Here is a 20,061-nt window from a genome sequence, read left to right as displayed (position 1 = left end):
GATGTAGGGGCCCGTTTGTGCGACGGGCCCTTGTCAGTGGCAGCATGGGACAAGTGAGTGTTGCTCCCATTGAGATCGAACGCACCGAATCGGCCGAAGAGACCTTCGCGGTCCCCGAACCCGACGTCCCGTGGGTGACCCTGGTGCACAACGACCCGGTCAACCTCATGAGCTACGTGACGTACGTGTTCCAGGCCTACTTCGGCTACTCCAAGGACAAGGCGAACAAGCTGATGATGGACGTCCACCACAAGGGTCGGGCGGTCGTCTCCAGCGGCAGCCGTGAGGAGATGGAACGGGACGTGCAGGCCATGCACGGCTACGGCCTCTGGGCGACCATGTCCCAGGACCGCAACTGATGGGCGGCGTGTTCGAGCCCCTGAAGGCCGGCGGGGCCGCCATCGCGCTGGACGAGATCGAGATCTCGATCCTGCGCTCCCTGGCCGTGCAGCTGCTGGAGCTCATCGGCCCCGGCGAGCCGGAGCCCGAGCCGGACGCCGACCCGCTGGCCGCGCTCTTCGCCGCCTCCGACGGCCCCACCGAGCCCCCCTCCGACCCGGCCCTGGCCCGGCTCTTCCCCGACGCCTACGGCGGCCCGGAGACCCCGGCGAACGCCGACGCGGAGGAGCTGCGGGCCCACTCGGCCGAGTTCCGCCGCTTCACCGAGAACGACCTGCGCACCCGCAAGCGGGAGGACGCGCTGGCCGTCGTACGGAGCCTGGACGGGCTGAGCCCCGCAGGCGACGGCGCGGCCGTCCTGGAGGTCGACGGGGAGCTGCGGCTGCGCTGGCTGGGCGCCCTGAACGACCTGCGGCTCACCATCGCGGCCCGCCTCGACATCACGGAGGACGACGAGAGCGCGGTGCTGTTCCGGCTCCCGGACGACGATCCGCGCAAGCCGATGGTGATGGCGTACCTCTGGCTCGGCGGTCTCCAGGAGACCCTCATCGAGACGCTCGCCGGAACCCTCTGAAGATCCTCAAGCGCCCTCCGCCGTTCGCTCAGCGGACGCTCAAATCCGGATAACGATCAGATCACCACGATGTGGTGATCTGATCCATTTCAGGACCTCTGTCCTGATTTTTTTATGCCCTGCGTCACACTTTCTCCCCTCTCGCACCCATAAGCACGTGATAGATCTTCACGACCGCCGACGGGGCGCCACCCATGCCCCCCGGCCTGCTTGAACCGGCTGACCGCCGGCGTGCAACTCCATCCGTATCCGGGGGGATCGAGGACCCGATCCGCTGCCAGTCATGGCGCGGATCGGCGTGGAGAAAGGCGCACCAAGACATGACCTCCGTACAGGTCGACGAGCAGCAGCACGACACAGGCGGGGGCGACGGCTACCACCGCGCCCTCGGCGCCCGCCAGATCCAGATGATCGCGATCGGCGGCGCCATCGGCACCGGCCTCTTCCTGGGCGCCGGCAAGGCCATCTCCAAGGCCGGCCCCAGCCTGATCCTGGCCTACGCCATCGCGGGCCTGGTCATCTTCTTCATCATGCGGGCCCTGGGCGAACTGCTCATGTACCGCCCGGTGTCCGGCTCCTTCTCGGACTACGCCCGGGAGTTCCTCGGCCCCTTCTGGGGGTACGTGACCGGCTGGACCTACTGGCTCTTCTGGGTGGTCACCGGCATCACCGAAGTCACCGCCGCGGCGCAGTACATGTCGTACTGGACCCATGACAGCTTCCCGCAATGGGCCTACGCGCTGATCTTCACCGTCATCCTCTACGGCGCCAACCTGATCTCCGTGAAGCTCTTCGGCGAGCTGGAGTTCTGGTTCTCCATGGTCAAGGTCACCGCCATCGTCGGCATGATCCTGATTTGCGCCGGCATCCTCACCATCGGCTTCTCCGACGCGGCCGACACCGCCACCGTCTCCAACCTGTGGAACGACGGCGGCTTCTTCCCCAAGGGCCTCGGCGGCACGCTGATGACCCTGCAGATCGTGATGTTCGCCTTCCTCGCCGTCGAGCTGGTCGGCGTCACCGCCGGCGAGTCCAAGGACCCCGAGAAGACCCTGCCCAAGGCCATCAACACCGTGCCGTGGCGCATCGCCGTCTTCTACGTCGGCGCGCTCATCATGATCCTGTCGGTCGTCCCGTGGCACGAGTTCCAGCCCGGCGTCAGCCCCTTCGTGGCGGCCTTCGAGAAGATGGGCCTCGGCGTCGGCGCCGCGATCGTCAACTTCGTCGTCCTGACCGCGGCCCTTTCCTCCTGCAACTCGGGCATGTACTCCACCGGCCGCATGCTGCGCGACCTCGCCCTCAACGGCCAGGGCCCGAAGTTCTTCACCAAGCTCACCAAGAGCGGCACCCCGCTGATCGGCACCACCTTCTCCGCCGCGCTGATGCTGGTGGGCGTCTGGATCAACTACGTCGCCCCGGGCAAGGCCTTCGACTACGTCGTCTCCTTCGCCACCATCTCCGGCATGTGGGCCTGGATCATGATCCTGGTCTGCCAGCTCCGCTACCGCGCCGCATCCGACCGCGGCGACCTCCCCAAGTCCCCGTTCCGCGCCCCCGGCGCCCCGTTCACGAGCTATTTCGCCCTGGCCTTCATCGGCGTGGTCATCGTGATGATGGGCGTCGACAAGGACGCCCGGGTCTCGCTCTACTGCGCCCCGCTGTGGGGCCTGCTGCTCGGCGTCTCCTACCTGGTGATGAAGTCCCGCGACCCGCGCGGCGCGGCCTTCACCAAGGCCTCGTAAGGCCTCGTAAGGCCTCCTCGAACCGTGGGTCCCGGCCGCCTGTCACGGCCGGGAACCGCGCGGCATTCGGACGCGATCCCTTGTCCGCGAGGGATCGCGTCCACCATTCGGGCCCTCCCGTACCAGTCCTCGGTACGGGAGGGCCCGTCTGCTTATCCTGTCGCTCATGCTGACCATCACCCAGGACCTGTACGACCAGATCGTCGCGCACGCCCGTCAGGACCACCCCGACGAGGCCTGCGGCGTGGTGGCCGGCCCGGCGGGCACGGACCGCCCGGAGCGGTTCGTGCCGATGCTGAACGCGGCCCGGTCGCCCACGTTCTACGAGTTCGACTCCAAGGACCTGCTGAAGCTCTACCGCGAGCTGGACGACCGGGACGAGGACCCCGTCGTCGTCTACCACTCGCACACCGCCACCGAGGCCTACCCCTCGCGCACGGACGTCACGTACGCGAACGAGCCCGGAGCGCACTACGTCCTGGTCTCCACGGCCGACAAGGACGGCCTCGGGGAGTTCCAGTTCCGGTCGTACCGGATCGTCGAAGGCGTGATCACGGAGGAAGAAGTGCAGGTCGTAGCGGCCTACTGAGGCACCGGCGCAGGGCTACTTCTCAGTATGTGAGCGAGATCCGTCCACCATGCGGGATCACACTCCAAACCAGGGACCGGGAATCGTTAACATGACCGCATGGTTTCCCACGACGTGAGCATCGAGACGCCCGGCAGGCTGCTGCTTGTGGCGCGGCTGCACGTCGACCTGTGCCGCCTCGCCAGCGCCATCTGTACAGCCGCCTGAGCCCCCGGCGGCCCCCTAGCGGGGCCGCGCGCGCTCACGCCCGCTCCGCTTCGCCCGCCTTCCCTCACCATCCTGACTGGAGCCTGCCATGGCCATCGAGGTCCGCATCCCCACCATCCTCCGCACCTACACCAACGGCGAGAAGGCCGTCACGGGCGCCGGTGCGACGCTCTCCGAGTTGTTCTCCGACCTGGAGACCCGCCACAAGGGCATCCAGGAGCGCATCATCGACGAGGCCAAGGGCGGCGAGCTGCGCCGCTTCGTCAACGTCTACCTCAACGACGAGGACGTCCGCTTCCTCGACGGCATCTCCACCGCCCTCAAGGACGGCGACAACGTCACCATCCTCCCGGCCGTAGCCGGCGGATCGAAGTAATGCGCTACGACTCCCCCCTGGCCGCGGTCGGCAACACGCCGCTCGTACGCCTGCCCCGGCTCTCGCCCTCGGACGACGTCCGCATCTGGGCGAAGCTGGAGGACCGCAACCCGACCGGCTCGATCAAGGACCGCCCCGCGCTCCACATGGTCGAGCAGGCCGAGAAGGACGGCCGGCTGTACCCCGGCTGCACGATCCTGGAGCCCACCTCGGGCAACACGGGCATCTCCCTCGCGATGGCCGCGAAGCTCAAGGGCTACAAGATCGTGTGCGTCATGCCCGAGAACACCTCTCAGGAGCGGCGCGACCTGCTGGCCATGTGGGGAGCCGAGATCATCCCGTCGCCGGCGGCGGGCGGCTCGAACACGGCCGTCCGCGTCGCGAAGGAACTGGCGGCGCAGAACCCCTCCTGGGTGATGCTCTACCAGTACGGCAACCCGGACAACGCGGGTGCCCACTACGCCACGACCGGCCCGGAGATCCTCACGGACCTCCCCTCGATCACCCACTTCGTGGCGGGCCTGGGCACCACGGGAACGCTCATGGGCGTGGGCCGCTACCTGCGCGAACACGTCCCGGGCATCAAGATCGTCGCGGCCGAACCGCGCTACGACGACCTCGTCTACGGCCTGCGCAACCTCGACGAGGGCTTCGTCCCCGAGCTGTACGACGCCTCGGTCCTGACGACCCGCTTCTCGGTGGGCTCGGCGGACGCGGTCACCCGCACCCGCGAGCTCCTCCAGCAGGAGGGCATCTTCGCGGGCGTCTCCACGGGCGCGGCCCTGCACGCGGCGATCGGCGTCGGCCGCAAGGCGGTGGCGGCGGGCGAGTCCGCCGACATCGTCTTCGTCGTCGCCGACGGCGGCTGGAAGTACCTGTCGACGGGCGTCTACACGGCGGCCACCACGGAAGAAGCCATCGAAGTCCTGCAGGGCCAACTCTGGGCATAGCCCCCCCGGCGGCGGCCGGCCCGAGGCGCCGCTGCGCGGTTCCCAGTGCCTTTCAGCCGTCCGGCGTTTGAGGACCGGGGTCTGGGGCGGAGCCCCAGGGGGTCCGGGCGCAGCCCGGTACCCCTTCCCAGCCCGTCCGGCGTTTGAGGACCGGGCTCCGGGCAGAGCCCGGGGAACGGGGGAAGGGCGGGTAGGGGAGCTCCGCCCCGCGCAGCGGCAAGGGGCGCAGCGGGGACCTCGCCCCGCAGGGCCGACCCCGCCGCCCCGCCCACCGGGCCCCTCGCCGGGACGGCGGTGGCGGCAGCCCCGAGCGGCCACCGCCGGACGGAGTCCGGCGCAGCGGCGCGAAGCCGGTGCGGCCCGCCCGGGCCGCACCGCGCGAGCGGCGCGTCAAAAAGGAGATCCGCTTCAGCCGGACGACCCGGGCCACCCGGGCCCCCCGCGCTCCGGACCCCCGAGCCCCTTCACCTCGTCCCACACCGCCGGATCCAGCGTCCCCAGCGGCCGCGCCCTCGCGAACTCCCACACCGACACCTCCACCGCCCGGTCCGCCTCCAGGAACGCGCCCCGCGCCCCCACCACCCCCGGCGGCAGCGAGATCACCCCGGCGCGCCGGTCGTCGTACTTCCCGGTGATCCGCGCGATCCGCGCCCGGTGGCCCCGTACGCCCAGCACGAGGACGCGCCGCCCGTCCTCCAGGGACCACAGCTCACCGGCCTCCGGCCGCGGCAGCGGTCCCGGTCCGTGCGGCGGATCCGCGGCCCGCCGCAGCGGTCGCGCCCGCCGGGGGAGGAGCACCAGCAGGATCACGACCACCACGGCGGCGACCGCCGGCCACCAGGACGTGTCCATACTCCGACCGTAGTCCTGCCCGCCGCCCCCGGCACGGCAGCGGCACGGCGCACGCCCCCGCGCCCCGGCCACACGGCGCCCGCACGGCAACCCGGGTCCACCCCGTCGCTCCCCCGGGTGACAGCTCAGGTGATTCGCCCCACAACGGCCCGCCGCGGAGGAGCGACCGGACGTTTCGCGCCTTACGCTCGACCCACGCACGGCCCGCATTCCGTCCACGGACCGTCCACGGAGGTTCACGCTCCATGAAGCTCACCGTCGTCGGCTGTTCGGGGTCGTTCCCGTCCGCGGAATCGGCCTGTTCGAGCTACCTCGTCGAGGCCGACGGCTTCCGGCTGCTCCTCGACATGGGCAACGGCTCCCTCGGCGAGCTCCAGCGCCACATCGGGCTCTACGACCTCGACGCGATCTTCCTCAGCCACCTGCACGCCGATCACTGCATCGACATGTGCGCGTACTTCGTCGCCCGCTTCTACCGCCACGAGGGCGGCCGCTGCGGCACCATCCCCGTCTACGGCCCCGAGGGCACCGAGAAGCGGCTGTCCACCGCCTACGAGGACGTCCCCGACGAGCGTTCCATGAGCGAGGTCTTCGACTTCCGGACCCTGAAGTCCGGCACCTTCGAGATCGGCCCGTTCCAGGTCCGCACCGAGAAGGTCTGCCACCCGGTCGAGTCCTACGGGATCCGCGTCGAGCACGGCGGCCGCTCCCTGACGTACTCCGGCGACACCGGGGTCTGCCCCGAGCTGGGCCTGCTCACCGAGGACACCGACCTCTTCCTGTGCGAGGCCTCCTTCACGCACGGCAAGGAGGACATCCCGGACCTCCACCTCAACGGGCGCGAGGCCGGGGAGTTCGCCCGCGCCGGCCGCGCCGGCCGGCTCGTCCTGACCCACATCCCGCCGTGGACGGACGCCGAACGCAACCTGGCGGACGCCCGCGCGGTCTACGACGGCCCGGTGGAGCTGGCGTACACGGGCGCGGTGTACGAGGTCTGACCCTAGGTCCTGCGGACGGATGCGCGAAAGCCCCCGCCCTCCCTTCCGGGAGAGCGGGGGCTTATCCGTGGTGTGGGGCGGGAGACCTACTTGGCCTCGGCCTTCTCCATCTCGGCGATCTCCTCGTCGGACTCGCGGCCCGGCGTCGGAAGGTTGAACTTGGTGATCGCGAAGCGGAAACCGAAGTAGTAGATCGCTGCGAAGACCAGGCCGATCGGCAGGATCAGCCAGGGGGACGTGGCCTTGTTCCAGCCGAGGCCCAGGTCGATCAGGCCGGCGGAGAAGGTGAAGCCCGCGTGGACCCCGAGCGCCCAGGTGACGGCCATGGACACGGCGGTCAGGACCGCGTGGATGGCGTACAGGACCGGCGCGATGAACATGAAGGAGAACTCGATCGGCTCGGTGACACCCGTGACGAACGAGGTGAGGGCGAGCGAGACCATCATGCCGGTGACCGCCTTGCGGCGCTCCGGACGGGCGCTGTGGGCGATGGCCAGGGCGGCGGCCGGGAGACCGAACATCATGATCGGGAAGAAGCCGGTCATGAACTGGCCGGCGCTCGGGTCACCGGCCCAGAAGCGGTTCAGGTCACCGTGGACGACGGCGCCGGCGGCGTCGGTGAAGTCACCGATCTGGAACCAGGCGACGGTGTTGACGAACTGGTGCATGCCGATCGGGATCAGCGCGCGGTTGATGAGGCCGAAGATGCCCGCACCGATGGAGCCGAGGCCGGTCATCCACTCGCCGAAGTTGGTGATGAGCTCACCGATCGGCTCCCAGGCCAGGCCGAAGAAGACACCGACGAGGACGCCGACGAAGGCCATGATGATCGGGACCAGGCGGCGGCCGTTGAAGAAGCCGAGCCAGTCCACCAGCTTGGTGCGGTGGAAGCGCTGCCACAGGATCGCGGCGAGCAGACCCATGATGATGCCGCCGAGGACACCGGGGTTGTTGTACGTCGCGGCGACGTCCACACCCTTGTTCTCGGTGGTGTTGATGACGGCCTCGGTCACCGGGAAGGCGGTGAGGACGTTCTTGTAGACCAGGAAGCCGACCAGGGCCGCGAGGGCGGTGGAGCCGTCCGCCTTCTTGGCGAAGCCGATGGCGACACCGATGCAGAAGAGCAGCGGCAGGTTGGCGAAGACGGCGTCACCGGCGGTGGCGAACACCGTGGCGACCTTGCCCCAGCCGAGGCCGTCCTTGCCGAAGACGTCGGGCTGGCCGAGGCGCAGCAGGATGCCTGCGGCCGGCAGGACGGCGATCGGCAGCTGAAGGCTGCGGCCGACCTTCTGCAGACCCTGGATCAGGCCGGAGCCCCGCTTCTTGGCGGGAGCGGCGGTGGCCGTACTCATCAACTTCCTCCAGTGGACAAGACGCTGCCTGGGGACATGGCAAAGGGGGATGGCGGCGTCTCAGGAAAGGGGAGGACCCCGGGCCGAAAGGCCTACGTGGTCTACACCACTCAGTGGTGTAGACCAGTTGTAGCACGGTGAGGTCCGCGTAAGGAACCCACCAATTCCGTGGTGGAAGACACACCGGGACATACGCGACGAAGGCCTCCGGACCCTGTGGGTCCGGAGGCCTTCGTCTCGCATATGTCTGTTCTGGGCAGGACTTACGGCCTCGCGCGGGAGGGCGTTCGGCCACCCCGGAGAGGGGGCTTCGTGCGGGCCCAGGCGGGGCCTTCGCAGGGGGGGCGGGGGCGCTTGGGACCCCCTCCGCCCCGTGGCGCGCACGGGCCGGCAGTCCCTGCGGGCCTACGCCTTCGTGTTCTCCCTCTGCATCGCCTCGATCTCCTCGTCGGACTCCCGGCCGGGGGTCTTGATGTCCCACTTGGTGATCGCGAAGCGGAAGATGCCGTAGTAGACGACCGCGAAGCAGAGGCCGATCGGAATGATCAGCCAGGGCTTCGTCGCCAGGCTCCAGTTGATGAGGTAGTCGATCAGGCCCGCCGAGAAGCTGAAGCCGTCCTTGACCCCGAACGCCCAGGTCACCGCCATCGACACGCCCGTGAGCACGGCGTGGACCGCGTACAGGGCCGGCGCCAGGAAGAGGAACGAGTACTCCAGCGGCTCCGTGATGCCGGTGACGAAGGACGTCAGGCCGACCGACAGCATCAGCCCGCCGACCTCCTTGCGCCGGGCCGGCTTCGCGCAGTGGGTCATCGCCAGCGCCGCCGCGGGAAGGGCGAACATCATGATGGGGAAGAATCCGGTGAGGAACTGCCCGGCGTTGGGGTCCCCCGCGAGGAACATCGGGATGTCGCCGTGCACGGTCTGCCCGTCCGGCTTGGTGTAGCTGCCGAACTGGAACCACACCGGCACGTTCAGGAACTGGTGCAGGCCGATCACCAGCAGCGCGCGGTTCGCGAGGCCGAAGATGCCGGCGCCCACCGAGCCGAGGCCCACCAGCCAGTCCGAGAAGCTCTCCAGCGCGCTGCCGATCGGCGGCCAGATCCACAGGCAGAGCACGGCGAAGGCGATCGCGACGAAGGTCATGATGATCGGGACCAGACGGCGGCCGTTGAAGAAGCCGAGCCAGTCGACCAGCTTCACGCGGTGGTAGCGCTGCCAGAACCAGGCGGCCAGCAGGCCCATGATGATGCCGCCGAACACCCCCGGATTCTGGTACGTGTACGAGGCGAAGGCGTCGCCCTCTCCCAGGCAGGCGCCCCCGATGTCCTTGCTCCCCGTCGGGCAGCTCTTGGGGAAGGCGTGCAGCACTCCCCGGTAGACGAGGAAGCCGACCGCCGCCGCGAGGGCGGTCGAGCCGTCGGCCTTCTTGGCCAGTCCGATCGCGACGCCGATGCAGAAGAGCAGCGGCAGGCCGAGGTCGGCGTCGAGCAGGGCGCCGCCCGCGGAGGCCACGACCTTGGCGAAGTTCGTCCAGCCCAGGCCGTCCTTGCCGAACACGTCGTCCTGGCCCAGCCGGTTCAGGATGCCTGCCGCCGGCAGCACGGCGATCGGCAGCTGGAGGCTCCGGCCCATCTTCTGCAGCCCTTGGAACAAGCCGTTCCACCACTTCTGCTGTGGCACTGCTGCGGCGCTGCTCGCGCTCATCCGCGTCCTCCCTGACCGGCCCGTTTTTGGCAGTCGCGACACTTGCGGCACACTGGTGTAGACCACTTGTGTTGCGGTCGCATTTCACCCGCCTTGAGGGCAGGTTGGTGCTGATCATCATCATTCGGCAGATACCGGGCATGTGCCCGCGAAGCTGGGCCAATCGTGGGCTACCGTGACGAAGCGGACCGCCCTGGTTGGTCGGTCGGTCGGGCGGCAGGCGTGCACACGCCGGGCGCCGGATGTCAGTCGGACTCGTTCTTCGTAGAACTCAGGGAGAAACACATGGCCACCAAGGCTGAGAAGATCGTCGCCGGGCTCGGCGGCATCGAGAACATCGAAGAGGTCGAGGGCTGCATCACCCGCCTGCGCACCGAGGTCATCGACCCGAGCAAGGTCGACGAGGCCGCACTGAAGGCCGCCGGCGCCCACGGCGTCGTCAAGATGGGCACCGCGATCCAGGTCGTCATCGGCACCGACGCCGACCCGATCGCCGCCGACATCGAAGACATGATGTGAGCTGAGCCCACCGGCTCACGCGCGTACACGTACGCGCACACGTACGCGCACACGTACGCGCACGCGCACACGCACCCGTACGTACGACAGGACCCCGACCGGACGCACCCGGACGGGGTCTTCTCGCAGCGACACGGGCCGGGGCCCGCACCGACTAGGCTCGGTGCCATGTCTCGCATCGACGGCCGTACGCCCGAACAGCTCCGCCCGGTCACCATCGAACGCGGATGGAGCAAGCACGCAGAGGGCTCCGTCCTCGTCTCCTTCGGGGACACCAAGGTCTTCTGCACCGCCTCCTTCAGCGAAGGCGTCCCGCGCTGGCGCAAGGGCAGCGGCGAAGGCTGGGTCACCTCCGAGTACTCGATGCTGCCCCGCGCCACGAACACCCGCGGCGACCGCGAATCCGTACGCGGCAAGATCGGCGGCCGCACCCACGAGATCTCCCGCCTGATCGGCCGCTCGCTGCGCGCCGTCATCGACTACAAGGCCCTCGGCGAGAACACCATCGTCCTGGACTGCGACGTCCTCCAGGCCGACGGCGGCACCCGTACCGCGGCCATCACCGGCGCCTACGTGGCCCTGGCCGACGCCATCGCCTGGGGCCAGGGCAAGAAGCTCATCAAGGCCGGCCGCAAGCCCCTGACCGGCACCGTCGCCGCCGTCAGCGTCGGCATCGTCGACGGCGTCCCGCTCCTCGACCTCTGCTACGAGGAGGACGTGCGCGCCGAGACCGACATGAACGTGGTCTGCACCGGCGACGGCCGCTTCGTCGAGGTCCAGGGCACGGCCGAGGGCGAGCCCTTCGACCGCAAGGAACTCAACGCCCTCCTCGACCTGGCCGCCGGCGGCTGCGCCGACCTGGAAGCCCTCCAGCTGAGCGCCCTGGAACTCACGCTCTGACGCTGATGGCAACCGCGCGGCCCGTCCGCGCGTCTCTTGGCATACGGGTGCACGGCGTCGAAGCCGTGCGCCCGTCCACGTACCTGCGTACCCGCATGTTTTTTACATCCGCACCATCCTCCTGGGGGCCGAAGTGAAGCCGAAGTACCGCCTGGCAGCCGTCGCCCTGACGGCAGCGCTCGCCATACCCGCGATCACCTCCTGCGACGCGATCTCGACCGCGATGGACTGCGCGAGCACTGCGGTCGCGATCACGGACGGCGCCAACGACCTCCAGCAGGCGGTCTCGCAGGCCGGCAACAGCCCGCAGGACGCCCAGAACGCGCTCAACTCGATCGAGACCAACCTCAAGAAGGTCGGCGACCAGACGGACAACGCCGACCTGAGCAAGGCCATCTCCTCGATGGACACGGCCGTCCAGAACGTCCGCACCTCCATCGAGAGCGGCACCACGACCCCCGACGTCGCCCCGGTCGCGGACGCGGCGAAGGAGATCTCGAAGGTCTGCACCCCGGGCTGAGCCCGGCCGGGGGACGCCGGCGGCCCGCGATAATGGCGCTATGACGACGCCCCCGCCCAGCTCGCCCAGCCGCCTGATCCTCGCCACGCGCAACGCGGGCAAGGTGACGGAGCTCCATGCCATCCTGTCCGCCGCCGGCCTGCCGCACGAGCTGGTCGGCGCGGACGCGTACCCGGAGATCCCGGATGTCAAGGAGACCGGGGTCACCTTCGCCGAGAACGCCCTCCTCAAGGCGCACGCCCTGGCCCGGGCGACGGGCCTGCCGGCGGTCGCCGACGACTCGGGCCTCTGCGTGGACGTCCTGAACGGCGCCCCGGGCATCTTCTCGGCCCGCTGGGCCGGCTCCCACGGCGACGACGCCGCGAACCTGGCGCTCCTGTTGTCCCAACTCGGCGACATCGACGACGCCCACCGCGGCGCCCACTTCTTCTGCGCGGCCGCCCTAGCCCTCCCGGACGGCACGGAACGCGTGGTCGAAGGCCGTCTCCTGGGCACCCTGCGCCACACCCCGGCGGGCACGGGCGGCTTCGGCTACGACCCGATCCTCCAGCCCCTGAACGAGTCCCGCACCTGCGCGGAACTCACGCCGGCGGAAAAGAACGCCATCTCCCACCGAGGCCAGGCCTTCCGCGCCCTTGTCCCGGTGGTCCGCGAACTGTTGGGCTGACACCACTCATGCGAACGGCCTGTGAATCAATCCTTCGATTCACAGGCCGTTATGGTGCGGCGGAAGGGATTCGAACCCTCAAGCCGTTTCACGGGCCACAGATCCTAAGTCTGCTGCGTCGCCGTTGCGCCACCGCCGCTAGCCGCTTGCCATGATAGCGGCAGGCGGCTGCGACCAGTCGAACAAGATCAACGAAGGGGCTTGCTGCGACCTCCTCGACACCAGGTGGTCGTAATTGCATGGCAGTTGGGGCACAGCAGCCGCAGGTTCTCGCGGCGGTCGTCGCTCCAATCGCCATTGATGTGGTCGATCTCCAGCGTCATGGGAAGGCCCAGCCACTCCGGAGCCGTCCCGCAGCCGGCGCACACGTCAGGGACGCCGATCTCGTGCAATGCGCGGCGCAGAGTCTTGGTCGTGGTCCGCCGCTCTCCCTCGTGCCGAACGAGGACTTCGGTGGCGGGCCGTGCGGTGGTTCCCCTCTTGCCGCGCTGATGTGCCTGCCCCGTGAAATGGGCGGTTGAGAGGCAGACTTCCTCGATCCATCGCTTGAGCGCGGCATGCTGACTGCCTGACGCGGGCCTGCCCAGGCGGCGCAAGGTCTCCGCTAGAGAGTGTGATCGTGCGACGGCTTCACGCAGGGCGCTTTCGTCCGGTTTCCCGCGCCGCACGTACGTCGCACGATTACCGCTGCTCATCGCCGTCCCTTGCCGCGCCCACGGTACGTGTCCGTTGTGGAGTGGCAGTTGGGGCACAGGAGTCGCAGGTTGGTCGCTTGGTTGTTGCGCCAGTCCCCGTCGATGTGGTCGACCTCCAGGGGTAGCGGCTCACCCTGCCAGACCGCCTCTATCCCGCACAGAGCGCAGCGCTCGTCCCGGCCGGTCTCCAGGAGTGCGCGCCTGAGCCTGGTGGGGTCGACCCGAGTGGCGATCGGAGACCGGTCGTCGCGCAGGATTTCCTCGGCGGAACGACGGCGACGGATGTCTCGCGTGCCTATCGTGCTCGGCGGGGGTGCGAAGTGAGAGGTGTCTATCCCGAACCTCTTGACCTTGCGGCTGATGTGAGTGTGGTGGCCGCCGACAACATCGAGGCCGAGTCGGCGTAGCACTTCGCACATCGTCGTCGAGGATGCGACGACTTCGGTCAGGATCTCCCTCGTCCACTTCACCCCCTCGCGCTCGAAGTGTGAGACGTCCACGCCCAACTTCCGCATGCGGTCGAGCAGGTACCTCCGCGACGCACTCTTCGGATCCACCCCCAGCTTCCCCAGCGCCTCGGACAACGTTCGAGACGCCTCCGCTGCCTCCGTGAGGCGTTCCCTCGTGTACGGGCTGATCGGCATCGCCCCTCCATTTCCCGGCCGCGCGTGCGACCCTCGTACGGAGTAACGGACCGATAGTCGGACAGTTACGGCCTGATTCGTCCGACATGTAGAGCGGCCCGCACCGGGTGGGTGCGGGCCGTTTCGGGAGGAGGGGGCGGGGTCAGATGCCCAGGTCCTTGATGATCTTGGCTACGTGGCCCGTGGCCTTGACGTTGTAGAGGGCGCGTTCGACCTTTCCCTCCTCGTCGACGATCACCGTGGAGCGGATGACCCCGGTGACGGTCTTGCCGTACAGCTTCTTCTCGCCGAACGCCCCGTAAGCCGTCAGGACCTCCTTCGAGGGGTCGCTGACCAGGGTGACCTTCAGGTGCTCCTGCTCGCGGAACTTTGCGAGCTTCTCCGGCTTGTCGGGTGAGACGCCGATGACGTCGTAGCCGGCCGTGGCCAGGGCGGCCAGGTTGTCCGTGAAGTCGCAGGCCTGCTTCGTGCAGCCCGGCGTCAGTGCGGTCGGGTAGAAGTAGACGATGACCTTGCGGCCCTTGTGGTCGGCGAGCGAGATCTCGTTGCCGTCCGCGTCGGGCAGGGTGAAGGCGGGGGCGATGTCGCCCGGCTCAAGTCGCTCGCTCATTCTCAACAGTCTCCTCAAGAGGGGATTGGTACGGTCACGAGACTAAGCTGCTGACTGACTGTTCATGGTGGGCTACGCCCGCCATGGGACCGACCACGACGACGGAGGCAGCGCGGTGCCGGAAGCCAGGACCCCCGCACAGATCGAGGCGGACATCGTCCGCCGCCGCGAGCAGCTCGCCGAGGCGCTCGACGAGATCGGGGTGCGCATCCACCCCAAGACGATCGTCGGGGACGCCAAGGCGAAGGTGGTCAGCAACGTCGACCACGTCGTCGGCCGTGCGGTGGCGACGGTGAACCGCCTCGTCACCGACGCTGGTGACGCGCTGCGCCACGACGACGGCGCCCCGCGCGTCGAGCGGATCGTGCCGGTCGCGCTGCTCGCGATCGGTGTCGTGGGCCTGCTGGTGGTGTCGGCGCGACGAAAGCGCTGATGACCCTGCGGGGTGCGGGGCGGGTGTGGGCGGGTAGGTTCGCTCCGTGAGCGAGAACACCACCACCCACGACAAGCTGCCCATCCGCATGCTGCACGACCGCGTGCTCGTGAAATCCGATTCGCCGGAGGGTGAGCGCCGCTCCGGCGGCGGCATCCTGATTCCGGCGACGGCCGCGGTGGGCAAGCGGCTGGCCTGGGCCGAGGTGGTCGCGGTCGGGCAGAACGTACGGACGGTCGAACCGGGCGACCGGGTGCTGTACGACCCCGAGGAGCGGGCCGAGGTGGAGGTGCGCGGAGCCACGTACCTGCTGATGCGGGAGCGGGACCTGCACGCCGTGGCCGCCGAGCGGCTGGGGTCGGAAGACTCCACGGGGCTCTATCTCTAGGCCCCGCAAAAGGGCGAGGAAAAGGGCCGGTGACCATCGTCACCGGCCCTTTTCGTCGGGTTTTGCTACGGTGGTGGGGAACCCCCGACGAGACGCGCCGTACCGGGTCGCCCTTGGCCAGTGGCCAGTGGCTGCATGACAAGACGACGCACCCCGTTCCGCTCTCGTTCCGGAGGTGCCTGTCATGGCCTGGGTTCTGCTTCTTCTCGCCGGTCTGCTCGAAGTCGGCTGGTCGATCGGTATGAAGTTCACCGATGGCTTCACGCGGCTGTGGCCGAGCGTGTTCACGGGCGCCGGCATCGTGGCGAGCATGGTGCTGCTGTCGTACGCCGCGAAGACCCTGCCGATCGGTACGGCGTACGGCGTGTGGGTCGGTATCGGCGCTGCCGGTGCGGCGGTGCTCGGTATGGCGGTGCTGGGGGAGCCCGTCACCGCCGCCCGGATCTTCTTCATCTGTCTGCTGCTGGTCGCCGTGGTGGGGCTGAAGGCGACCTCCGGTCACTGAGTGGGGACCGGGCCGCCGACCGGGTTACTCCAGTAGGTCCGGCGGTGGTCGCAGGCCTTCGGTGGCGCCGCCCTGGGTGCCTGTTGTCGTGCCGTTCGTGGCGCCGTTCGTGGCGCCGTTCGTCGTGCCGCCGTTGTTCTGGCCGCCGGTGTTCTGGCCCCCGTCGGTCTGGCCGCCGGTGGTCTGGCCGCCGTCCGTCTGGCCTCCGTCCGTCCGGCCGCCCGTGGTCTGGCCGCCGTCCGTGCGGCCTCCGTCCGTCTGCCCGCCCGTCGACGGGCTCCGTGTCGGGCGGCCCGGCCGGCCCGAGGGGCGGTCGCCCGGGGTTTCCTCCTGGGAGGGGGGCGGGTCCGTGTTGACGGGCGGGGGCGGCGGGGGCCGGTTCGCGCCGGGCATGAGTTCCAGGTCGAAGTCCACGGGGTCGCTGTCCGCCAGGGCCGTCTTCGTGTACTGGGCCCAGATCCGGGCCGGGTAGCCGCCGCCTCCGATGCGGGCTTCGCCCAGCGCCCCGTAGAGGGATTGCAGGGCGCCGGTGTCCGGGTCCTGGCCCATCATCGAGACGACCGTGACCAGGTTCGGGGTGTACGCCGCGAACCAGGCCGAGCGGTCGAGTTCGCCGGTCCCCGTTTTGCCGGCGGCCGGGTGGCCGGCGGCCAGGGCGGCCGTACCGGTGCCGTTGTCCACGACGCTGACCAGCATGGACGTGGTGGTGTCGGCGGCTTCGCGGCTGACGGCCTGGGCCGGGTCGCGGGGCGGGAGCGGGACGGTGTCCCCCGCCTTGGTGATCTTCTCGACGAAGGTGTGCGGGGTGTGGCGGCCGTGTGCGGCGAGGGTCGCGTACGCCTGGGTCATGTCCAGGACGCTGGCCTGCATGGTGCCCAGTGCCATGGCCGGTCCCGGGTCGAAGTTCGGGGTGTCCTCGGGGATGCCGAGGGCGATGGCGGTCTGCTTGACCTTGTCGGTGCCGACGTCGACGACCATCTGGGCGAAGACGGCGTTGACGGAGAGGTCGGTGGCGGCGTTGACGGTGATGTTGCCGTAGCTGACCTGTCCCTCGTTCTCCGGTGCGTAGGGGATGCGGGTGCCGACGACGCGCCGCTTGTTGTCGCCGTTGTAGATCGTGTACGGGGTGATCGTGCGGCCGTCCTGGGTGCGGGAGTCGTGCTGCACGGCGGAGGCGAAGACGAACGGCTTGAAAGTGGAGGCCACTTGGTAGTCGTGCCGGGTGGCGTTGTTGACGAACTGCTTGGTGTAGTCGATGCCGCCGTACAGGGCGACGACCTTGCCGGTGGCCGGGTCGATGGAGACGGCTCCGGTGCGTACGACGCGGTCCGCCTTGCGCTGGGCGGGGTCGAGCTTGCTGACCATCTTGTCGTTGACGGCGTCGACCATGGCGGTCTGACGGGTCTTGTCGATGGTCGTGTTGATGCGGTAGCCGCCCTCGGCGAGGGTCTTGTCGTCGAGGATCTTGTTCTCGACGATGTACTCCTTGATGGCTTCGACGAGGTAGCCGCGCTGTCCGGAGAGGCCGGCGGCCGGGCGGACCTTGCCGGGCTCGGGGAACTGGGTGGCCGCGCGTTCGGCGGGCGTCATCCAGCCCTTCTTGACCATGCCGTCGAGCACGTAGTTCCAGCGGGCGGTGGCGCGGCCGCGGCCCTGGGGGTGGGCGACGACGTCGAAGGCGCTGGGGGAGTTGAGGAGGGTGGCGAGGTAGGCGCCCTCGGCGGTGGTGAGCTTGCCGACGTCCTTGCCGTAGTAGGCCTGGGAGGCGGCCTGGATGCCGTAGGCGTTGCGGCCGAAGTAGCTGGTGTTCAGGTACCCCTCAAGGATGTAGTTCTTCGACTTCTCGCGACCGAGTTTGATCGCGATGAAGAACTCCTTCACCTTCCGCTTGATCGTCTGTTCCTGGCCCAGGTAGTAGTTCTTGACGTACTGCTGGGTGATGGTCGACCCCGACTGAGTGCCCTTGCCGGTCGCGGTGTTCCAGGCGGCGCGCAGCATCGCCGCGGGATCCACGGCCCGTTCGGAGTGGAAGTCGCGGTCCTCGGCGGCCAGTACGGCTTCCTGGACGGTCAGGGGGATCTGGGAGAGCGGTACGTTGACGCGGTTGACCTCGCCGTCGCGGGCGAGCTGGGTGCCGTCGGTGTAGAGGTAGACGTTGGACTGCGCCGTGGCGGCCGCGTTGGCGGGCGGGATGTGGACCAGCAGGTAGCCGGCCACGAGGGCGCCGCCGATGAGCAGGGCGAGCAGCAGGAACGCGCCCAGGACCATGCGCCAGGTCGGGAGGAGGCGGCGCCAGCCGGTGCGCTTGCGCTTGGCCTTCTTGGCGGCCTTGGCCTGCTGTTTCCGATCCCTCTTCGCTTCCTTGGCCGTGGGTGGTGCTCCGGGTTGCGGGGGCGCGCCGGCGCCCGGGGCCGACTGCCGGTCGGGGGTGTCGGGGGTGTCGGGATCGCGAGGCGTCCAGCCGGGCGGTGGTGACGGGTCGCTCATCTCCGGGACTCCTCGGCGCCGTACGAAATATCCACATCTGTACCTCATGCTGTCTACCCGATGGCCGCCGGTTCCGCTCCGGACGGGCGTAATTCGTTCGCGTGGATCGCCCCTCCGCACTAAGCTCGCGCGCTTTGGCCGACGTAGGAACGACGCAGCAAGGACCTGGGAAACGGAGGGGACGAGGTGCGCCAGCCGGTAGTGGGACGAGCCGGGCTCTACGGGGCGGTCGCGGCCGGGGGATTTCGCAGGTACGCCACCTACTGGACGGCCACCGCGGCCGGGGTGTTCACCAACACCGTGTTCGGTTTCATCCTCGCCTACACGTACATCGCGCTCTGGGACGAGCGGCCCGGGCTCGGCGGCTACGACCAGTCCGAGGCCCTGACGTTCATGTGGGTCAGTCAGGCGCTGCTCTCCGCGGGGGCGCTGATCGGCGGCGGCTTCCAGGAGGAGTTCCAGGAACGCGTCCGTACGGGTGACATCGCCGTCGACCTGTACCGTCCGGCCGATCTCCAGGCGTGGTGGCTCGCGGGTGATCTGGGCCGGGCGGGGTTTCAACTCCTGGGCCGCGGCGTAGTACCGCTGGTGATCGGGGGGCTCGCCTTCCAGTTGGCGCTGCCCACCGCTCCGCTGCGCTGGCTGCTCTTCCTGGTCTCCGTGCTCCTCGGGCTGGTGGTGAGCTTCGCGCTGCGCTACCTGCTCGGGCTGGCGGCCTTCTGGCTGATGGACGGGGCCGGGATCAACATGATGGCCACCGTGGTCTCCATCTTCTGCTCCGGGATGCTGCTGCCGCTGACCGTGTTCCCGGGCGGTCTCGGGGAGTTCGTCCGCGCCCTGCCCTGGGCGGCGATGCTCCAGGTCCCGGTGGACGTGCTGCTCGGCGGGGGCGCGGGGGCCTCGGGTACGGCGGGGGCGCTGGGCTTCCAGGCCGCGTGGGCGGTGGCGCTGCTCGGGCTGGGGCGGCTGGTGCAGTCGGCGGCGACGCGGAAGGTGGTGGTCCAGGGTGGCTGAGCGGGTGGCGGTGGAGGGTGGGGCGAAGGCGGAGGGCGGGGCGAAGGTGGAGTACGGGGCCGGGGCGGTCGCGCCGGTCGGAACGGCCGCGGACGCCGGGCTGTTCGTCCCGCGGCGCAGCCGGGTGCGGGAAGGGCTGCGCGGCTACGGGCTGATCGCCGCGATGTGGATCCGGTCGACGATGACGTACCGCACCTCCTTCTTCCTCTCCGTCTTCGGCAACGCGGCCATCACGCTCCTCGACTTCGTCGCGATCATGATCATGTTCTCGCACGTGGACGAGCTGGGCGGCTTCACGCTGCCCGAGATCGCCCTGCTGTACGGGTCCTGCTCGGCCTCCCTGGGCCTGGCCGACCTGCTGCTCGGCAATACCGACCGGATCGGCACCCGGATCCGCGACGGCTCCCTCGACACCATGCTGGTGCGCCCGGTCCCGGTGCTCGCCCAGGTCGCGGCCGACCGCTTCGCGCTGCGCCGGCTCGGGCGGATCGGGCAGGGGCTCGCGGTGCTGGGGTGGGCGGTCTCGGAGCTGGACCAGGTGCACTGGACGGCCGGGAAGGTGCTGATGGTGCCGGTGATGATCATCGCCGGGGCGGCGATCTTCGGTGCGGTGATGGTGGCCGGGGCGGCCTTCCAGTTCGTCGCCGGGGACGCCGCGGAGGTGCAGAACAGCTTCACCTACGGGGGCTGCACCATGCTCCAGTACCCGCCGACCGTCTTCGCGAAGGACCTGCTGCGCGGGGTCACCTTCATCGTGCCGCTCGCCTTCGTCAACTGGCTGCCCGCGCTGTACGTGCTGGGCCGGCCCGATCCGCTGGGGCTGCCGGGGTGGGTGGCGTTCGCGAGCCCGCTGGTGGCCTTCGTGGTGTTCCTGCCCGCGTCGCTGGCCTGGCGCGCGGGGGTCCGTTCGTACCGCAGCACGGGGAGCTAGCC

The 20,061-nt window shown here is 69.4% G+C and carries 24 protein-coding genes and 1 tRNA gene; 17 read left to right on the top strand and 8 right to left on the bottom strand.

Annotated elements, in window-relative coordinates; translation table 11 throughout:
- Positions 1–44 precede the first annotated feature (44 nt).
- From clpS to ACIQV3_RS24670, 7 genes are all read left to right on the top strand, one after another.
- Positions 45–359 (top strand): ATP-dependent Clp protease adapter ClpS, encoded by a 315-nt coding sequence (gene clpS, locus ACIQV3_RS24700; RefSeq protein ID WP_243337276.1) that lies wholly within the window; start codon positions 45–47, stop codon positions 357–359.
- Positions 359–973, top strand: a complete 615-nt coding sequence (locus tag ACIQV3_RS24695) for a DUF2017 domain-containing protein (RefSeq protein ID WP_403715174.1) — start codon at positions 359–361, stop codon at positions 971–973. Before clpS ends, ACIQV3_RS24695 begins: the two co-directional genes overlap by 1 nt.
- A 320-nt stretch (positions 974–1,293) precedes the next feature.
- The gene (locus ACIQV3_RS24690; RefSeq protein WP_403715172.1) at positions 1,294–2,715 is read left to right on the top strand and encodes an amino acid permease; all 1,422 of its coding nucleotides are present in this window, start codon (positions 1,294–1,296) and stop codon (positions 2,713–2,715) included.
- Between the two features lie 166 nt (positions 2,716–2,881).
- On the top strand, positions 2,882–3,304 hold the full coding sequence (locus tag ACIQV3_RS24685) for a Mov34/MPN/PAD-1 family protein (RefSeq protein ID WP_403715170.1): 423 nt from the start codon (positions 2,882–2,884) through the stop codon (positions 3,302–3,304).
- A 99-nt stretch (positions 3,305–3,403) separates the two neighbouring features.
- Positions 3,404–3,511: a putative leader peptide gene (locus ACIQV3_RS24680; protein WP_323182362.1), complete on the top strand. Its 108-nt coding sequence runs from the start codon at positions 3,404–3,406 to the stop codon at positions 3,509–3,511.
- Positions 3,512–3,599: 88 nt separating this feature from the next.
- Positions 3,600–3,887, top strand: a complete 288-nt coding sequence (locus ACIQV3_RS24675; protein ID WP_254383264.1) for a MoaD/ThiS family protein — start codon at positions 3,600–3,602, stop codon at positions 3,885–3,887.
- Entirely contained in the window at positions 3,887–4,837 is a 951-nt protein-coding gene (locus ACIQV3_RS24670; RefSeq protein WP_403715167.1) for a PLP-dependent cysteine synthase family protein, read from the top strand. Before ACIQV3_RS24675 ends, ACIQV3_RS24670 begins: the two co-directional genes overlap by 1 nt.
- 408 nt (positions 4,838–5,245) lie before the next feature.
- Here ACIQV3_RS24670 and ACIQV3_RS24665 read toward each other — a convergent pair whose 3' ends face one another.
- On the bottom strand, positions 5,246–5,689 hold the full coding sequence (locus ACIQV3_RS24665; RefSeq protein WP_403715165.1) for a hypothetical protein: 444 nt from the start codon (positions 5,687–5,689) through the stop codon (positions 5,246–5,248).
- 245 nt (positions 5,690–5,934) lie between these two features.
- On the opposite strand from ACIQV3_RS24665, the gene ACIQV3_RS24660 reads away from it, so the two are divergent.
- On the top strand, positions 5,935–6,687 hold the full coding sequence (locus tag ACIQV3_RS24660) for an MBL fold metallo-hydrolase (protein ID WP_266908447.1): 753 nt from the start codon (positions 5,935–5,937) through the stop codon (positions 6,685–6,687).
- An 86-nt stretch (positions 6,688–6,773) separates the two neighbouring features.
- Here ACIQV3_RS24660 and ACIQV3_RS24655 read toward each other — a convergent pair whose 3' ends face one another.
- Positions 6,774–8,039: a PTS transporter subunit EIIC gene (locus ACIQV3_RS24655; RefSeq protein ID WP_403715162.1), complete on the bottom strand. Its 1,266-nt coding sequence runs from the start codon at positions 8,037–8,039 to the stop codon at positions 6,774–6,776.
- A gap of 405 nt (positions 8,040–8,444) precedes the next feature.
- A complete protein-coding gene (locus ACIQV3_RS24650; protein ID WP_403715160.1) occupies positions 8,445–9,746 on the bottom strand; it encodes a PTS transporter subunit EIIC in 1,302 nt (433 codons plus the stop codon).
- 165 nt (positions 9,747–9,911) lie between these two features.
- On the opposite strand from ACIQV3_RS24650, the gene ACIQV3_RS24645 reads away from it, so the two are divergent.
- The 4 genes from ACIQV3_RS24645 (at position 9,912) to rdgB (ending at position 12,352) form a co-directional block, all read left to right on the top strand.
- The gene (locus ACIQV3_RS24645) at positions 9,912–10,265 is read left to right on the top strand and encodes a glucose PTS transporter subunit EIIB (protein ID WP_403715158.1); all 354 of its coding nucleotides are present in this window, start codon (positions 9,912–9,914) and stop codon (positions 10,263–10,265) included.
- Positions 10,266–10,433: 168 nt separating this feature from the next.
- Positions 10,434–11,165 carry a ribonuclease PH gene (rph, locus tag ACIQV3_RS24640; protein ID WP_266877871.1) on the top strand — a complete coding sequence of 244 codons (732 nt, stop codon included), beginning with the start codon at positions 10,434–10,436 and terminating at the stop codon, positions 11,163–11,165.
- A 133-nt stretch (positions 11,166–11,298) separates the two neighbouring features.
- The gene (locus ACIQV3_RS24635; RefSeq protein WP_403715156.1) at positions 11,299–11,685 is read left to right on the top strand and encodes a hypothetical protein; all 387 of its coding nucleotides are present in this window, start codon (positions 11,299–11,301) and stop codon (positions 11,683–11,685) included.
- A gap of 40 nt (positions 11,686–11,725) precedes the next feature.
- On the top strand, positions 11,726–12,352 hold the full coding sequence (rdgB, locus tag ACIQV3_RS24630; protein WP_403715155.1) for an RdgB/HAM1 family non-canonical purine NTP pyrophosphatase: 627 nt from the start codon (positions 11,726–11,728) through the stop codon (positions 12,350–12,352).
- Between the two features lie 52 nt (positions 12,353–12,404).
- On the opposite strand, the gene ACIQV3_RS24625 is transcribed toward rdgB, so the two are convergent.
- The 4 genes from ACIQV3_RS24625 to bcp all read right to left on the bottom strand — a co-directional run bounded on the left by ACIQV3_RS24625 (position 12,405) and on the right by bcp (position 14,301).
- A tRNA-Leu gene (locus tag ACIQV3_RS24625) sits at positions 12,405–12,491 on the bottom strand.
- A 49-nt stretch (positions 12,492–12,540) separates the two neighbouring features.
- Positions 12,541–13,047, bottom strand: a complete 507-nt coding sequence (locus ACIQV3_RS24620) for an HNH endonuclease (protein ID WP_403715153.1) — start codon at positions 13,045–13,047, stop codon at positions 12,541–12,543.
- Positions 13,044–13,691 carry an HNH endonuclease signature motif containing protein gene (locus tag ACIQV3_RS24615; RefSeq protein WP_403715151.1) on the bottom strand — a complete coding sequence of 216 codons (648 nt, stop codon included), beginning with the start codon at positions 13,689–13,691 and terminating at the stop codon, positions 13,044–13,046. The genes ACIQV3_RS24620 and ACIQV3_RS24615 overlap by 4 nt, the downstream gene beginning before the upstream one ends.
- A 142-nt stretch (positions 13,692–13,833) precedes the next feature.
- The gene (bcp, locus tag ACIQV3_RS24610; protein WP_403715149.1) at positions 13,834–14,301 is read right to left on the bottom strand and encodes a thioredoxin-dependent thiol peroxidase; all 468 of its coding nucleotides are present in this window, start codon (positions 14,299–14,301) and stop codon (positions 13,834–13,836) included.
- A 64-nt stretch (positions 14,302–14,365) separates the two neighbouring features.
- Between bcp and ACIQV3_RS24605 the strand changes: the two genes are divergently transcribed.
- The 3 genes from ACIQV3_RS24605 (at position 14,366) to ACIQV3_RS24595 (ending at position 15,627) form a co-directional block, all read left to right on the top strand.
- Positions 14,366–14,734 (top strand): DUF3618 domain-containing protein, encoded by a 369-nt coding sequence (locus ACIQV3_RS24605; protein ID WP_403715146.1) that lies wholly within the window; start codon positions 14,366–14,368, stop codon positions 14,732–14,734.
- A gap of 46 nt (positions 14,735–14,780) precedes the next feature.
- On the top strand, positions 14,781–15,122 hold the full coding sequence (locus ACIQV3_RS24600) for a co-chaperone GroES (protein ID WP_250741151.1): 342 nt from the start codon (positions 14,781–14,783) through the stop codon (positions 15,120–15,122).
- Positions 15,123–15,306: 184 nt separating this feature from the next.
- Positions 15,307–15,627 (top strand): multidrug efflux SMR transporter, encoded by a 321-nt coding sequence (locus tag ACIQV3_RS24595; RefSeq protein WP_030760324.1) that lies wholly within the window; start codon positions 15,307–15,309, stop codon positions 15,625–15,627.
- A gap of 24 nt (positions 15,628–15,651) precedes the next feature.
- Here the strand turns inward: ACIQV3_RS24595 and ACIQV3_RS24590 are convergent, their stop codons facing one another.
- A complete protein-coding gene (locus tag ACIQV3_RS24590) occupies positions 15,652–18,114 on the bottom strand; it encodes a transglycosylase domain-containing protein (protein ID WP_403715143.1) in 2,463 nt (820 codons plus the stop codon).
- 186 nt (positions 18,115–18,300) lie between these two features.
- Here ACIQV3_RS24590 and ACIQV3_RS24585 point away from each other — a divergent pair, with 186 nt between their 5' ends.
- Entirely contained in the window at positions 18,301–19,128 is an 828-nt protein-coding gene (locus ACIQV3_RS24585) for an ABC transporter permease (protein WP_403715141.1), read from the top strand.
- Positions 19,121–20,059: an ABC transporter permease gene (locus tag ACIQV3_RS24580; protein WP_403715139.1), complete on the top strand. Its 939-nt coding sequence runs from the start codon at positions 19,121–19,123 to the stop codon at positions 20,057–20,059. The genes ACIQV3_RS24585 and ACIQV3_RS24580 overlap by 8 nt, the downstream gene beginning before the upstream one ends.
- Positions 20,060–20,061: the final 2 nt, after the last annotated feature.

This window comes from Streptomyces sp. NPDC099050, assembly GCF_044759865.1.
Taxonomy (GTDB): Bacteria; Actinomycetota; Actinomycetes; order Streptomycetales; family Streptomycetaceae; genus Streptomyces.
Note: the sequence above shows the minus strand (reverse complement) of the source record. Positions and strands in the feature narration are given on the sequence as shown.